General features: G+C 63.5%; 15 protein-coding genes. 5 read left to right on the top strand and 10 right to left on the bottom strand.

All coding sequences use genetic code 11. From position 1 onward, the window contains the following. Positions 1-98: 98 nt before the first annotated feature. The gene (mutL, locus tag Q0520_RS09075; protein ID WP_298669134.1) at positions 99-1844 is read right to left on the bottom strand and encodes a DNA mismatch repair endonuclease MutL; all 1746 of its coding nucleotides are present in this window, start codon (positions 1842-1844) and stop codon (positions 99-101) included. Further along, on the bottom strand, positions 1841-4450 hold the full coding sequence (mutS, locus tag Q0520_RS09070) for a DNA mismatch repair protein MutS (RefSeq protein ID WP_298669132.1): 2610 nt from the start codon (positions 4448-4450) through the stop codon (positions 1841-1843). Before mutS ends, mutL begins: the two co-directional genes overlap by 4 nt. 293 nt (positions 4451-4743) lie before the next feature. Between mutS and Q0520_RS09065 the strand changes: the two genes are divergently transcribed. From Q0520_RS09065 to Q0520_RS09055, 3 genes are all read left to right on the top strand, one after another. Then, on the top strand, positions 4744-5304 hold the full coding sequence (locus Q0520_RS09065; protein ID WP_298669130.1) for a 4Fe-4S dicluster domain-containing protein: 561 nt from the start codon (positions 4744-4746) through the stop codon (positions 5302-5304). Next, positions 5297-7186, top strand: coding sequence for an anaerobic carbon-monoxide dehydrogenase catalytic subunit (gene cooS / locus Q0520_RS09060; RefSeq protein WP_298669128.1), 1890 nt, complete (start codon positions 5297-5299; stop codon positions 7184-7186). The genes Q0520_RS09065 and cooS overlap by 8 nt, the downstream gene beginning before the upstream one ends. Positions 7187-7251: 65 nt before the next feature. Continuing rightward, complete coding sequence (locus Q0520_RS09055; RefSeq protein WP_298669125.1) at positions 7252-8154, top strand: AAA family ATPase; 903 nt, start codon at positions 7252-7254, stop codon at positions 8152-8154. A 3-nt stretch (positions 8155-8157) separates the two neighbouring features. Here the strand turns inward: Q0520_RS09055 and Q0520_RS09050 are convergent, their stop codons facing one another. Continuing rightward, complete coding sequence (locus Q0520_RS09050; protein WP_298669123.1) at positions 8158-8496, bottom strand: HEAT repeat domain-containing protein; 339 nt, start codon at positions 8494-8496, stop codon at positions 8158-8160. Between the two features lie 69 nt (positions 8497-8565). Between Q0520_RS09050 and Q0520_RS09045 the strand changes: the two genes are divergently transcribed. Beyond that, positions 8566-9036: a peptidylprolyl isomerase gene (locus Q0520_RS09045; protein WP_298669120.1), complete on the top strand. Its 471-nt coding sequence runs from the start codon at positions 8566-8568 to the stop codon at positions 9034-9036. A gap of 18 nt (positions 9037-9054) precedes the next feature. On the opposite strand, the gene Q0520_RS09040 is transcribed toward Q0520_RS09045, so the two are convergent. Then, positions 9055-9549, bottom strand: a complete 495-nt coding sequence (locus Q0520_RS09040; RefSeq protein ID WP_298669116.1) for an SET domain-containing protein — start codon at positions 9547-9549, stop codon at positions 9055-9057. Between the two features lie 95 nt (positions 9550-9644). Here Q0520_RS09040 and Q0520_RS09035 point away from each other — a divergent pair, with 95 nt between their 5' ends. Next, entirely contained in the window at positions 9645-10013 is a 369-nt protein-coding gene (locus Q0520_RS09035) for a hypothetical protein (protein WP_298669115.1), read from the top strand. Between the two features lie 14 nt (positions 10014-10027). Here the strand turns inward: Q0520_RS09035 and Q0520_RS09030 are convergent, their stop codons facing one another. The 6 genes from Q0520_RS09030 to pstA all read right to left on the bottom strand — a co-directional run. Beyond that, on the bottom strand, positions 10028-11575 hold the full coding sequence (locus Q0520_RS09030; RefSeq protein WP_298669113.1) for an MBL fold metallo-hydrolase: 1548 nt from the start codon (positions 11573-11575) through the stop codon (positions 10028-10030). Between the two features lie 46 nt (positions 11576-11621). Next, positions 11622-12353 carry a cyclopropane-fatty-acyl-phospholipid synthase family protein gene (locus tag Q0520_RS09025; protein WP_298669110.1) on the bottom strand — a complete coding sequence of 244 codons (732 nt, stop codon included), beginning with the start codon at positions 12351-12353 and terminating at the stop codon, positions 11622-11624. Between the two features lie 422 nt (positions 12354-12775). Then, a complete protein-coding gene (locus tag Q0520_RS09020; RefSeq protein ID WP_298669108.1) occupies positions 12776-13081 on the bottom strand; it encodes a ferritin family protein in 306 nt (101 codons plus the stop codon). A 327-nt stretch (positions 13082-13408) separates the two neighbouring features. Then, on the bottom strand, positions 13409-14059 hold the full coding sequence (gene phoU / locus Q0520_RS09015; RefSeq protein ID WP_298669105.1) for a phosphate signaling complex protein PhoU: 651 nt from the start codon (positions 14057-14059) through the stop codon (positions 13409-13411). An 8-nt stretch (positions 14060-14067) separates the two neighbouring features. After that, positions 14068-14829: a phosphate ABC transporter ATP-binding protein PstB gene (pstB, locus tag Q0520_RS09010; RefSeq protein WP_298669102.1), complete on the bottom strand. Its 762-nt coding sequence runs from the start codon at positions 14827-14829 to the stop codon at positions 14068-14070. Between the two features lies 1 nt (position 14830). Beyond that, a partial coding sequence (gene pstA, locus Q0520_RS09005) for a phosphate ABC transporter permease PstA (RefSeq protein ID WP_298669099.1) occupies positions 14831-15363 on the bottom strand: 533 nt, incomplete at its 5' end.

Below are 15363 nucleotides of genomic sequence, written 5' to 3'. Positions count from 1 at the left end.
TATTATTCTCAACCCCGCCCATACAGGCCATATCGAGGGGGCGGAAATATGAAATAGAGGCCAGATCGGGGGGGAGAACCCCTCCCCCGGGTACTCTCTCACGTCCTCCGAAACATCGCCGCCAGTTCGTCGGGGGAGAAGGAGAGGACCGTCGGCCGACCATGGGGGCAGGTGTACGGGCTCTTCGTGTGGGCGAGCTGGTCGACGAGGCGGCGCATCTGCTCGCGGGTGAGGGGGTCGCCGGCCTTGATCGCACCGCGGCAGGCGACGCGTCTCGTGATCGCCTCCCGCCTCCCCACGGGGTCGCGGGGGGCCTCGCGTATCAGGGCCGAGACCAGGTCGCGGATCACCGCCGGGTCCTCCATCCGGCCGAGGACGACCGGGATCGCGCTCACCGCGTAGGTGTCGGGGCCGAACTCGTCGAGAGCGAACCCCTCCTCCTCGAGGGCAGGCAGGGCGTCCTTCACCAGTTCGACCTCCTGCGCCGTGAAGGTGATGAGCACCGGCACGATCAGTTCCTGCGTCTTCTGCCCCTCCTGCTGCTTCTCCGTCGCCTGCTCGTAGAGGATACGCTCGTGGGCGGCGTGCTGGTCGATGACGATGAGGGAGCGGTTGTCCGCCCTGCCGACGATGTAGGTGGTGTCGACCTGGCCGAGGATCTCGATCTCAGGGAGGAGGTTCCTTTCGGCCGTGGCGAGAGGGAGGGAGGTCTGCCGCAGGCGCCGGTCCGACTTTGCATACGCGGCAGGCGCCTCCGCGATCCCGGTCGCCCGTGCGGGGACAGGGGTGGGCGGCATCCATGCCGGCGCAGGTCTGGTGGCGGGAGCGGAAAGGAGGTCCTTCCCCTCCAGCGCGGCCCGCACCGCGTTGACGACGGCGTCGCAGATCTCCCTCTCCCGGCTGAGACGGACCAGTTTCTTCGTCGGGTGGACATTCACGTCCACCTGGGCCGGGTCGACGGTAAGGGTGACGAAGGCGACTGGGTAACGGTCGGCCGGGAGGAGGGTGCCGTAGCCCTCCTTGAGCGCCCGCACGATCGCGGGCGACGAGACCGGGCGGGCATTGACCGAGAGGAAGACCTGGTACAGGTCGGCGCGGGAGTGCGCCGGGCGGGAGATGTAGCCCCCGATCCTCACCGCCGAGGCCTCGAAGTCGAGGGGGATGAGGTCGGCGTGGAGGTCTGTCCCGAAGAGGGCGGCCGCCGTCTCCCGCAGGTCGGTCGTCCTGTGGGTGGCGACCCGCTCCCTCCCGTTATGGACGAGGCGGAAGGAGACCTCCGGGTGGGCGAGGGCGGTCCTCTCGACGACCCCGTGGATATGCGCAAGTTCCGTGTGGAGAGACTTGAGGAACTTCCGGCGCGCCGGCGTGTTGAAGAAGAGGTCGCGGACCTCCAGGGCCGTCCCCTCGGGTGCGCCGACCTCCGCGACCTCAAGCGCCCCGCCGCCCCTGATCCTGACCTGTGTCCCGGCAATGACCCCGCCCCCCTTCGGCCTGGTGGTCAGGGTGACGTCGGCGACAGAGGCGATGCTCGCCAGCGCCTCGCCCCGGAAACCCATGGTGGCAACGCGGTCGAGATCGTCGATCCGTGCGATCTTGCTCGTGGCGTGCTCCCTGAAAGCGAGGACCGCGTCGGCGCGGTCCATGCCGACGCCATTGTCCTGCACCCTGATCACGGTGACATGGGTGCGGTCTGTCGTCACCTCCACCCGGACGAGATCGGCGCCGGCGTCGATGGCGTTCTCCACGAGTTCCTTGACGACAGACGCCGGCCTCTCGACGACCTCGCCGGCGGCGATCTGGTTGACCGTCCTCTCGTCGAGGACGTGGATGACAGGTTCGGTCATGGCGACCCCTCCTTCCCGGCAAGAGCCTTCAGTTCATAGAGTGTGTCGAGGGCCTCGCGGGGCGTCAGGGCGTCCGGGTCGATCTTCTTCAGGGCCTCCACCGCCGGGTCGGGTTCAGCCGGCCCCTCAGAGGTCGGGAAGAGGAGCATCTGGGTGAACTTCTTCTGTTTCGGCCCTCCCGACGCCACCTCCTCCTCGGTCGCCTTCAGGATCTTCTCGGCCCTCTGCGTCACCGCCCGCGGCACGCCGGCAAGCCGCGCCACATGGATGCCATAACTCCTGTCTGTGGCGCCCGGGATGATCGTCCGCAGGAAGACGATCTCCCCGCCCGTCTCCTTCACCGCAAAGTGGTAGTTCTTCACCCTCTTCAGGTCGGCCTCCACGTCGATGAGCTGGTGGAAGTGGGTGGCGAAGAGGGTCCGCGGCCCGGTCTTCCCCGTGCCGTGGAGGAACTCGATGACGGCCCTCGCGATGGAGTAGCCGTCGATCGTGCTCGTCCCCCGCCCGATCTCGTCGAGCACCACGAGGCTCCGGCCGGTGACATTGTTCAGGATGTTCGCGAGTTCCTGCATCTCGACCATGAAGGTGCTCCGCCCGCTGGAGAGGTCGTCGGAGGCGCCGACGCGGGTGAAGACCCGGTCGACGATGCCGAGAGAGGCGTGGCCGGCCGGGACAAAACTCCCGGTCTGGGCCATCACCTGGATGAGGGCGACGGCCCGCATGTAGGTCGATTTGCCGGCCATGTTCGCCCCGGTGATGATGAGGACCTGGTCGCCGTCGCCGTCGAGGAGGGTGTCGTTCGGGACGAATGACCCCGGCACCATCTCCTCGACGACAGGGTGGCGTCCGGCCCTGATCGCGGTCCTGACCGAGTCGTCGAGGACGGGCCGCGTGTAGTCGTTCCTCTGCGCGACCTCGGCGAGGGCCGCATAGACGTCGAGGACGCCGATCGCACGCGCCGTCTCCTGGAAACCGGGGACGGAGGCGGCGAGGGTGGCGACGAGGTCTCCGAAGAGTTCGGCCTCCAGGGAGAGGAGGCGCTCCTCCGCATTGGTGATGAGTCTCTCCTTCTCCCGCAAATCGGCGGTGGTGAACCTCTCGCCATTTGCCGTCGTCTGCTTCCGGTCATAGTCGTCGGGCACGAGGGCGAGGTTCGGCTTCGTCACCTCGATGTAGTAGCCGAAGACCCGGTTGTAGCGCACCTTCAGGGACTTGATCCCTGTCCTCTCCCTCTCCTTTTGCTGGTACTCCGCGATCCAGTCCTTCCCCGACCCCGAGAGTCCCTTCAGTTCGTCGAGTTCGGCGTTGTACCCCTCCCTGATCACCCCGCCGCCCTTGAGGTTCGCCGGCGGGTCGTCGACGATCGCGCGGGAGATGAGGTCCCTGACCGCGGGGAAGTCGGAGACCTGGCCTATTGCCTCCCTGACCCGGAGAGGGAGGTCGCCCTGCAGGGCCTCTTTCACCTCGGGCACGGTCTCGAAGGACGTCCTGAGGGTGACGAGGTCGCGGGGCGTGGCGTTGCCGTAGGCGATCCTGCCTGCGATCCTCTCGATATCAGCGCAGCCGCGGAGGAGGTCCTGGAAGGTGTCCCGTGCCCGCGTGTTCCCGACAAAGTACTCGACGGCGTCGAGGCGTGCATCGATCTCGCCCCTGTCGAGGAGGGGGTTGACCAGGTACGCCCGCATCGTCCTGCTCCCCATCGAGGTCCGCGTCCTGTCCAGGACATGGAGGAGGGTCCCCTCCTTCCCCTCGCCCCGGATCGTCTCGGTGATCTCGAGGTTCCGGAGGGTGATCGCGTCAAGGGACATCCTCTCTGTTGTGGACCGCACCGAGAGGCCGGTGATGTGGGAGAGGTCGGAGAACTGGGTCTCGGTGGCGTACCTGAGGGCGGCGCCTGCGGCCCGCACCGCCGCTCTCATCCCCTCGCACCCAAAACCTTCCAGGGAGACGGTGCCGAAGTGGTCGAGGAGCACCTGCCGCGCCCGTGCGCCCGAGAACGCCCCCTCCTCATAGGGGGTGACAAGGACGCCCTGGGCGGAGAAACGATCGCAGAGATCGTCGGGGAGGGGGCCGGGGACGATACACTCCTGTGGCCTGTACCTCTCCACCTCGGAGACGACCTCGCCGCCGTCCGCACACTCCTCGACGAAGAACTCGCCGGTGGAGATGTCCAGGAAGGCGAGGCCGAAGCCAGAACCGTCAGGGCAGAGAGACATCAGGTAGCGCGCTCCCGGCGAGGCGATCATGGAGGCGTCGATGACCGTGCCCGGCGTGATCACCCGGACGACGCCCCTCTTCACAATCCCCTTCGCCTTCTTCGGGTCTTCGAGTTGCTCGCAGACGGCAACCCGGTATCCCTTCGAGACGAGGCGGGAGATATAGGTGTCAGCCGCGTGATAGGGCACGCCGGCGAGGGGCATCTTCTCCCCGTCCCTGTCCTTTCCCCGCGAGGTGAGCACGATATCGAGTTCGCGGGAGACGATCTCGGCGTCGTGGCCGAATGTCTCGTAAAAGTCCCCCATGCGGAAAAAAATGACGCAGTCCGGATGTTCCTCCTTCATCGCATAGAACTGCCGCATGGCAGGTGTCATCTTCTCCGCCGTCATTCTGTATGAGTTCGGCCGTGTTCCTATATGGTGCTTTTTTCCGGGGAATGGAAGTGTTCAGGAGAGTGACCGCACCCTCTCCACCCGCTCTGCAGGGGGGTGATGAGGATCATGCTCTCGCCGGACCGCAGGTCTCTATCCGAAAGACTCAGGACGCGGCAAAAAGATCCTGAGATTATTCTGAATTTCATAAATCGCCAGATATGAATATGAGGCGTTATAAAGTTATTTTTTGATACCTAGCAGTACCTGAAACCTTCGACGCCCGATAAAAAATGTCTAAGGAAAGATACATGGAAAACATTTCTGTCAGGCCTGAGTTCTGTATCGGGTGCAGACACTGCGAGTTTGCATGCGCGGTGGAGCATACGCCGGACAGGGACCTCTTCACTGCCGCCAGTGCCGGAAAAATCGTGCAGCCCCGTATGCATGTCAGGACCGGTACCGGTACCCTGACCATTCCCGACCTCTGCCGTCACTGCACCCCGGCACCCTGCATGGAGGCCTGCCCGACAGACGCACTCTACAGAGACACGGGTTCGGTCCTCGTGGACGAAGACCTGTGCACCGGTTGCGCCGTCTGTGCACGGGCCTGCCCGTTCGGGAACGTCCCCCCCTTTTCGGCCGACCGCAGGGTCAACACAAAGTGCGACAACTGTATCGAGCGGCGGAGAAACGGAATGGTCCCCGCCTGCGTGGAGGCGTGCAAGACAGGGGCGCTCGTCCTCGGCGGTGCCCCCGGCCCTCACCACGCAGAGACCACCGTCCCCGCAAATATCAGGGCATACAGGGCTGTCCTGAAAAAGATCGCAGGATTTCGTAATGAAAGAAAGGACGAAAGATACCATGTCTGATCTCCAGAGGGGACGGGAAACCTCAGGACAGAGGGTGCTCGACGGCACCGACAGGGACATTCTCGAAAAGGCGGGAGACGACGCTATCGAGACAGTCTGGGACCGCTTCACCGACCAGCAACCCCGCTGTGGCTTCGGGCACCTGGGGGTCTGCTGCAACAGGTGCGCCATGGGGCCCTGCCGGATCGAACCCTTCGGGAAAGAACCGACGCGAGGTGTCTGCGGTGCAGACGCCGACCTCATCGTGGCGCGAAACCTCCTCAACGACATCTCAACGGGCGCCGCCGCCCACTCTGACCACGGCCGCGAGGTCCTTGAAGTCCTGCTCAGCACCGCAGAAGGGACGTCGCAGGGCTACAGGGTCATTGATATGGAAAAATTGCAGGCCGTCGCCGCAGAGTACGGCATACGGTCTGAAGGACGGAGAACGGCGGAGGTCGCCGCCGACCTTGCCCGGGCGATGCTGGAGGAGTACGGCACCCTCAAGAACAGGATCCAGATGGCTGAACGTGCCCCGCAGAAGACGAAGGAAGCATGGACGAAGGCCGGGATCGTGCCGCGGGGCGTCGACAGGGAGGTCGTCGAGGCCATGCACCGTGTCCACATGGGCGTCGGCGCCGACCCTGCGGATCTCATCCTGCACGCCATGAGGACGGCGCTCTCGGACGGGTGGGGCGGGTCCATGATGGCGACGGAAGCGTCCGACATCCTCTTCGGCACCCCTGTGCCGTGCACCGCCCGGGTGAACCTCGGCACGCTCAAAAAAGATAGGGTCAATATCGTCCTCCACGGGCACAACCCTGTCCTTTCCGAGATGATCGTCAGAGCCGCGGAAGAACCGGCCCTCCTCAAACGTGCGCGGGAGAAAGGGGCGAAGGGGATCAACCTTGTCGGCATGTGCTGTACGGGGAACGAACTGTTGATGCGGCACGGCATCCCCATCGCAGGTTCCATACTCGACCAGGAACTCGCCATCGTCACCGGTGCGGTCGACGTCATGGTGATCGGGTCGCAGTGCATCTTCCCCTCCATCACCCACACGGCGGCGTGCTATCATACGAAGGTCGTCACCACCAGCGAGAAGTCCAGGGTGCCGGGGGCGGTCCCTCTGGTGTTCAGGCCCGACACCGCCCTCGACACCGCGGAGGCGGTCATCGCCCTCGCGATCGAGAACTTTCCCGGCCGGAACCCCGACCGGGTGCGCATCCCCGCAAAACCCGTTCGTATGACTGCGGGGTTCTCCGAAGAGGCGGTCAGGGAAGCATTTGGCGGGTCCTACCGGCCCCTCATCGATGCGATCGTTGCCGGCGGCGTCAGGGGGATCGTCGGCATCGTCGGTTGCAACAACCCGGCGGTCAGGCAGGACTACGGCCATGTCATGCTCGCGAAAGAACTGATCAGGCGTGACGTCCTGGTCGTCGAGACCGGGTGCGCCGCCGTTGCATGCGGGAAGGCCGGACTGATGGTGCCCGAAGCGGCGGACCTGGCCGGCGAGGGCTTGAAGGCGCTCTGCACGGCGGCCCGGGTCCCGCCGGTGCTCCATATGGGCTCCTGCGTCGACTGCTCCCGCGTCCTCGTGATGGCCGCACATCTTGCGGATGAACTGGGTACGGGTATCGGCGACCTGCCCCTCGGCGGTGCGGCGCCAGAGTGGTACTCGCAGAAGGCCCTCTCCATCGCCACCTACTTCGTGGCATCGGGGATCACCACCGTGCTCGGCATCCCGCCGCGGGTCTACGGGAGCCGGAAGGTGCTCGACCTCCTCACCTCCCGTCTGCGGGAGGTGGTGAACGCCTCCCTTGCCGTCGAACCCGACCCGGTGAAGGCCGCGGACTTCCTTGAAGAGGAGATCGAGAGGAAGAGGAGAGCGCTCGGGATCTGATCCCTGACAGGGAAAAGCGCAGGGAGATGGAGGAGATACTCTAGACCACAGGAGTGCAGGCACCTATGTGCGACCCTGAGGACATGAAAGAAAAAATTTTGAGTGCAGCCCGGGCGATCAGGCAGAACACTCACAAGGAGACGGAGAGCGGGTTCCGCGTCGTCGTGGCCGGGAAAGGCGGCGTCGGCAAGACCACGATCACGGCGCTCCTCGCGCGCATTCTTGCGCGGGACGGCCACACCGTCCTTGCCGTCGACGAAGACCCGCAGATGAACCTGCCCTATGCCGTGGGCGTGCCGCGCCAGAAGAGCGAGGCAATTGTACCGCTGACGAAGAACATCGACTATGTGGAGGAGAAGACCGGCGCCAGGCCCGGCGATGGCTGGGGGCTCATGCTGACGCTCAACCCGGACGTCTCCGATGTGGTGGAGAGGTTCGGGGTCAGGGGCCCTGACGGTGTGGACATCCTTGTGATGGGGACGGTGGTGCAGGCGGCGACCGGATGTCTCTGCCCGGAAAACGCACTCCTCCAGGCCGTCGTCAGGTACATCAACCTGCGGGAGGGCGAGGTTGTCCTGATGGATACACAGGCCGGCGTCGAGCATTTCGGGAGGTCGATCGCAGAGGGGTTCGACCAGGCGGTGCTCGTCACCGATCCGACCTTCAACGCCGTGCAGGTCGCAAGACGCGCCGCCGTGCTCGCGCGGGAACTGGGCATCCCCGCGCTTCACCTGGTCGTCAACAGGGTGCGTTCCGAGAGAGACGTGGAGAAGGTCAGAGACCTCCTCGGCACCGAGGCAGATTTCTTTACAGACATCTTCGTCCTGCCGTACGAGGAGAGAGTGACCGAGTGCGAGCCAGATGTGGGGCCGGTGCTCGCCGACGGTGTCCCCCCTTCTCCCTTCGTCGAGGGCCTCGGGGCCCTCGGGTCGGCACTGGTGCGCTACGGGACGAAAGAGCAGGTGTGACCCTCACCTCCCCCCGAAGACCTTCCTCTTCAATATCTCGTACGCCTCCTCCGCGATCTCCCTGACGTCCTCGTCTTCGTCGTTGCGTATCGCCGCAAGGAGGGGCCTCTGCCCCCGCAGGTCGCCGATCTGCCCGAGGGCCCATGCCGCCTTCTTCCGCACCCGCGGGTCGGGGTCGTCCATGGCGGCGACGAGGGGTCCGACGGTGCGCTCGTCGCCGAGCCTCCCGAGGGCGTCCGCCGCGCCCCAGCGGTATTCAGGTCTCTCGTGGCTGAGGTTTTTCAGGAACGCGGCGACCATCTCCTCGTGCTCCGCGGCCCGCCTCTCCTCCTTCCCTGCCATGATCCCCCATGGCGCCCGACCGGGAGAACTCTTATGGTTCACCGCGCCACCAGAGAGGGAGGAAAGATCATGGTTGACCATCCAGAAGGAGCGAAGGTCGTCCTCCACACGACGAAGGGCGACATCACCATCCAGCTCTATGCCGACATGCCGATCACGGCCGGGAACTTTGAAAAACTGGTGAAGGAAGGGTTCTACGACGGCGTCATCTTCCACCGCGTCATCGCCAACTTCATGATCCAGGGCGGCGACCCGACAGGTACCGGCATGGGCGGACCCGGTTACACGATCCCCGACGAGTTCACGCCCTCGAACAGGAACGACCGCGGCACCATCTCGATGGCGAATGCAGGCCCGAACACCGGGGGAAGCCAGTTCTTCATCAACCTGGTGAACAACAATTACCTCGACCGCATGCACCCGGCCTTCGGCGAAGTCATCGCAGGGATGGACGTCGTCGACGCCATCGGGAATGGGAGGACCGACCGGCAGGACCGGCCTGTCCCCGAGGTCAGGATCACGAAGGCAGAGGTTCTCTGAACCCTGCCCTGTCTCTTTTTACTCCTCTCCCGCGACGTCGAACCAGACCGGGTCCCGGCAGTCCACCGGACCGGTATAGTTGATGGTGATCTCCTCGCCCGCCCTGATGTGCCGGTAGGCCGTGACCGTGATCGTGCCGGCGGCGAAGTCCCGGCGGTGGTCGGCATTCGGGTGGTATGAGTGGTTGTACAGTGAACCGTAGCCGAGGGCGATCGCGCAGGCCCGGTCGTCCTCCCCCCAGGCAAAATAATAGTTGTAGAAGTTCGTCCGGTCGATGAGGTCTTCATCCCTCGCACCTGCCGAGACGATCACCGGGCAGACCTCGATCACCTCGCCGGGAAGGAAATCCCTGGCGGCAAAGACGCCGCGCCCCTTCTCTGTCGTCTCACCGACGACGATATAGGGGGGATGGATATTCTCTTCGGTATCCGTGCTTTCGGCGTCGCCATGCCGTCTCACCGACGACATTATAGAAGAGGTCGATGCACCCTCTTCTGCTTCTGCGTCTGCCATGCCTGATCAGGTGGCATGTCATGGGTGATGAAGATTTTTCCACCGTGCCCTATACTCATGTTTATTTATCGATTTTGCCATATTCTTGATGGGATATGGACGTCAATCTCAAGCGTTACGGACTCTACCTCATCAGGTGGCAACTTTCGACCCCACTCCTCGCCGGCGTGCTGATCCTCCTCTCCACGCTGGACCCCCTCACCGCCACCATCATAGCGAACTTCATCGGCGGCCTCATCTTCTTCTGGGTGGACCGCTTCATCTTCACCTCGAAGACCCTCGCCGCGCAGTGGGAGGTGAAGGAGAATATCAGGTGCGTGGACTGCGGGAAGGTCTGCCGCGGCTACCGCCTGGTCAGGACCTCCAACTACGACCGGACGGACGACAGCGCCCCTGAGTTCAGGTGCGAGGCCTGTTCGGAGATAAAGACAAAAGAACTGAGAGAGCGCGGCATCGATCTTTAGGAGTGGCGAAAAGGTCAGGGAGTGGTCGTCCCGTCTCCGGTCTGCCCTGCCGGGGTGTAGTGCTCGACCTCCCCGAAGACCTGTAATTTGCCGTTCTGCAGGACGGAGACCGCACCATGGCCGCCGCATATGAGGCAGCGCTTTCCCCGTGCGGCGAGGTCGCGGTCCACGGCGGCCGCTATGTCGAGGAGGGCGTGCCTCTCCTCTCTCGCCGTGCCAGAGTCGACGTTCACGGAGGTGACCAGGAAGTCGGCGAGGGAACTGTAGACCTTCCTCGCCTCGGTGAGACTGCCGAAGTTGATCACGGTGTCGCTCGTCAGGAGGACGCCCTCCTCGGGACAGAAAAGGTAGACGAGACCGCGGACGTGACCGCCGCGGCCCTCCAGCACCTCGAAGGTCCTGCCGCCGAAGGCGAACTTTTCAAGGACTGGGAAGATCCCCCGTACCTCGCCGGTCGGGCCCTCGAAGAGGGTGAAATTCTTCGGCGGGTTGAAGCGGGAGAAGAGGTTGATCATCGTCGTGTAGACCGTCTCCAGGACCGACCCCTCGGCCGGAGACCCGTAGGCGCGGTCCGAGGTCTCGATGATCGCCGCCGACGTCGGGTGCATCATGGCCGGGGTCTCGTAGAAACCGGCCGCACCGCAGTGGTCGGCGTCGGCATGGGTGATCACCACTCTCCGCAACTTCGTGCCATTGCCGATGCCATAGTGCCTGAACATCCTGATGACGTCGGGGTAGTAGATGCCGTAACCGGTGTCGACCATCATGGTCTCGTCAGGGGTCTCGAAGACGTAGATGCTGCCCCCGCCCGGTAACTGGAAGCAGAAGAGGTCCATCTCCGGGGCCACGCGGAGATGCTGGACGTCGGCGTAGAAGCCGTCGCCGCAGGTCCGGTTCAGGCTCTCGCCTGTCTGGAGGATGCTCGCAAAGACCTGCCGGAGGTCGGCGCCGCGGGCGGCGAGGTCCTGGGCGATGTGGTTCATGTCGCCGAGGAGACGGAGGAGGAAGTCGTCCCCGGCCTGACCTGTCAACCGCCGGAGGCGCTGGGCGAACCAGATATAGAAGACGGTCTCGTCGAGGGTGTCGCCGGTCTGGTCGTATTCGAGGATCTCGATCGGGTACTGCGATTTCAGGCTGTTGAGGAGGTCGTCGACCTTCCCGCTCTCTTCGAGGCTGAGGGCGAGGGTCAGGCGGTCGGGGTGGTTCCCCCTGTCGTCGAAGTCGACGTGTGCGATATTGGCGCCGACTGTCGTCGTCAGGTCCAGGAAACGGGCGAGCGCGCCGGGGACATGGGGGAGGGTGACATGGATACGCAGGAAACCCGGGGCCGGGATATGGGTCTGGAGATAGCCAATGGCGGCAAGTCCGTCCCTGATGGCGACATGGTCCTCCGGAAATGCCGTTACCTCCAGAAAAACGGTGGATGGGTCGATGCACCTGCTGTACTGGATGCGGTTGATGTTCCCGCCGTGCCGCATGATGATCCCGGCCGCTCTCTGGAGGGCGCCGGGCCTGTCAGGCATGCGGGCGACAAAGGAGATCTTCTCTTTCTGTGCCGCCATATCTTGAGATCAATGGGAGGACCGCGGCAATAAATGTCTGCGGTCCTCAGAAGGGGACGAGCACGTAGATGGCAAAACCCATGTACTCCCGGCCGTAGGCGGCATACTCGTCCTGGATGCGGTAGAGGTACTCCCGCACTTCGTCGGCTTCAGTGCCGTCGGGGTGGTCGCGCAGCCAGGCAAGGAGCCCCTGCCAGTTGCCCGACTCGTAGGTGTCCCAGTCGTCGGGCGAGGCGCGGAAGGTTGCCGCGATATCGAAACCCGCGTCCCGTGCCGCCTGCACGATCTCGTACTCGGTGAGGACGTCGCGCCACTGCCGTGCAAATTCAGGGGGGACATTGTCCCTCGCCCAGTACCTTTCTCCGATAACGATCCTGCCGTCGGGTTTGAGCCATGCGCTCATCGCTTCGATCGCACCGGCAAAGCCGCCCCAGATATGCGAGGACCCGATGCAGGCCGCACAGTCGTACCGGCCGTCGGGCGTCTCGTTCAGCACGTCTGCACGGGCGATCTCGACCTGCGAGGAGAGACCTTCCTTTTCAAGGAGGGCGACGGCCCGGCGACAGGCATCTTCCCTGATGTCGAGGCCGCGCCCGGCGATCCCGAACCTCTTCCCCCAGAGAGCGAGGATCGTCCCGTAACCGCAACCGAATTCCACAACCCGGTCGCCGGCGGAGAGACCGGCCACCGCCCCGGCACGGGTCACCTTCTCAGGTGTCGTGGGGTTCATGATGGCCATACCGCTCGTCGAGATCGAGATGAGATCAAAATATTCCACCCTGAAACGTGGATGGTCTGGAGATATAGGGCCATCGCAGGGGGTGCGTGAAAGGGGTATGTATGATGAGCAGGTGCGCCTGCCCGCCTGTTCAGAGCCGGTTGGACTTTGTGCTCTTCTTCACCGGCGCAACTTCCTTCCTGGCATCCACGTCCTTCTTACCCTTGGACGAGGAGCGCTTCTGGGTCTCGTAGGTCATAGAGGACTCACCTCCTATCCAGATTAGATATACTCTGATCTGTCATGCAAAAGATAAAGTTTGCCGGTGCGGAAATGGCGGTTCTGTCGCCGAACCGGATTCAGCCGCCATTACTGCGAGATTGCCCCCGGCGCGCCGGCCGGGGTCCGGGAGATCGAGGCCCCTAGAAAGACGGGAAAAAAAGAAGAGACGATGGGCCCGGTCCTGTGCCCACCAGAGTCGATCACTTCTTCGTCTTCTTGATCATCTCCTCGACCTCTTCTCTCCCTTTTGCGTAGTATGTCTCCTCCTCGGGCGAGAGTTCCTTCAGGAGACGGAGAAACTCTCCCGCGTGGACGATCTCCTCCTCCGCGATGTCGAGGAGGACCGCCCGTGCGAGTTTGTTCCCGGTCGACTCCGCAAGTTGCTGGTAGAGCTGGACCGCCTCGTACTCCGCCGCGACCATGAAGCGGACGGCGCGGACGAGTTCGGCATCGGTCAACTTCCGGCCGTATGCGGTGCCTGCAAAGGGGTTACCAAATTCCGGCATGTCTTTACCTCCGGCCAACTCCTCTGCCGGGGGTGTGATAAAGGCATCGTATTGGTTCAGGGAGGTCGTCATGATCGGATCGGGATTGAGAGAATCCCTCATGACCGGGGGACTGCCTCGAAGGCCTTCGACCTTCTCGACTCCCTCAGGTCGTAATCGAAAACCTACGGTTTTCTCGAACTCGCTGACGCTCGTTCCCCGCTCAGGATTTGACCGGGGAAGGCTGAAATCTGCACTCTGACACTCTGAAGAAGTCTACCCTTCGCCCCCTCCTATCCTGAGTATGGGGGGGGGGGGGCTGCCCACCCCCCCGGCAAACGCCCCCCCTCACCTGATCTCGATCCTCTTCCCAGTCACCATGTAGTGGATCTTCTCTGCCATCGTGCAGCAGTGGTCGCCGCACCTTTCGAGGTAGCGTGCCACCATCACGTAGTCCATGCACCTCTCGATATTCTTCGGGTCCTCCATCATGTAGGTGACCCCCTCCCTGAAGACCGAGTACCTCAGGTCGTCCACGCAACTGTCCCTCTCGGAGAAGGTGGCTATGGGGGCGGTGTCCCCCTGTTCGTAGGCACGGAGGGCGTCGTCGACCATCGAAAAGACCATTTCAGCCATGTACGGGAGGTTGAGCATCCGGCCGAGGTGACCGGCCTCGGCGAACTCCGGGACAAGCATGGCGATGTCCTTGCCGTACCGCCCGATGCGGAAGAGGGCGTCGTTCATCTTGAGGGTGCAGGCGATCACACGCAGGTCCTTCGCCATCGGCTGGTACAGGGCGATGAGGGTGAGCAGGCGCTCGTCGAAATGGTCTGAGAGATTTGCAAGGTGCTTTTTTCTGCCAAGAACAGAGTCGGCAAGGGCCGTGTCCCCGTCCTTCAACGCTCTGAAGGCGTCCTTCAGCATGTCCCCTGAAAACTGCCCGTATTCAATGAACTCCTCTCTCAGGGCCTTCAGTTCGTCATGAAATTTCTCGCTCATACATCCACCTATCCGAAACGGCCTGTCACATAGTTCTCGGTCAATCTGTTCTTCGGGGCCTCGAAGATCTGGGTCGTCTCCCCGAACTCCACCAGTTCGCCGAGGTACATGAACCCGGTGAAGTCGCTTGCCCGCGCCGCCTGCTGCATGCTGTGCGTGACGATGACCACCGTGTAGTGCGTCTTCAGGTCCTCGATGAGTGCTTCGATCTTTGCCGTGGCAATCGGGTCGAGGGCCGAGCAGGGTTCGTCCATCAGGATCACCTCGGGCTCGACCGCCAGGGTGCGGGCGATGCAGAGACGCTGCTGCTGTCCCCCGGAGAGACCGAGGGCCGAGGAGTGGAGGCGGTCCTTCACCTCTTCCCAGAGGGCGGCGTCGCGGAGACTCTTCTCCACGATGGCGTCGAGGGCCTCTGCATCCCTGATACCGTGGACCCTCGGGCCATATGCGACGTTCTCGTAGATCGACTTCGGGAAGGGGTTCGGTTTCTGGAAGACCATCCCGATCCTCTTCCTGATCGCCACGACGTCGGCCACCGGAGAGGTGATCTCCTCGCCTTTGAAGAGGATCTCCCCCTCGGTCCTGGCATTCTCGACAAGGTCGTTCATCCTGTTGAAGCAACGGAGGAGGGAGGACTTCCCGCACCCCGAGGGGCCGATGAGGGCTGTCACCCTCTTTGGCTCGATATCGATCGTGATCTCCTTCAGGGCGTGCCTCTCCCCGTAGTAGAGGTTGAGGTTTCTGGTTGAGAGGATTGCAGTCTCTGTCATCTTACCATCTGACATTTTTCTGGTAGTGGTTTCTCAGGGCGATCGCGGCGGCATAGATCCCGACGACGAGGACGAGGAGGACGAGGGCGGTGCCGTACTGGTTCGTCTCCGCACCGGGAACATTTGTCGTGAGGATGAAGAGGTGGTACGGGAGGGCCATCACCGGTTCGAAGACCGATGCCGGCAGGAAGCGTTTCGAGAAGACGACGGCCGTGAAGAGGATCGGCGCCGTCTCCCCGGCGGCCCGCCCGATCGAGAGGATCGTGCCGGTGAGGATGCCGGGGAGGGCCGGGGGCAGGACGACCCGCCGGATCGTCTGCCAGCGTGTGGCGCCGAGTGCGAGGCTCCCCTCCCGTATCGCCACCGGCACGGTCTTCAGGGCCTCCTCCGTCGTCCTGATGACAGTCGGCAGGACCATGAGCCCGAGGGTGACCATGCCCGCGAGGAGGGAGACCCCGACATTGAGGTAAAGGACGATAAATGCAAACCCGAAGAGACCGAAGACGATCGAGGGCATGCCGTTCAGGAGGTCGA

It is taken from the genome of uncultured Methanofollis sp., assembly GCF_937919355.1.
In the GTDB taxonomy this organism is placed as follows: domain Archaea; phylum Halobacteriota; class Methanomicrobia; order Methanomicrobiales; family Methanofollaceae; genus Methanofollis.
The sequence above is the reverse complement of the archived record's forward strand: the minus strand, read 5'-3'. Positions and strand labels throughout refer to the sequence as shown.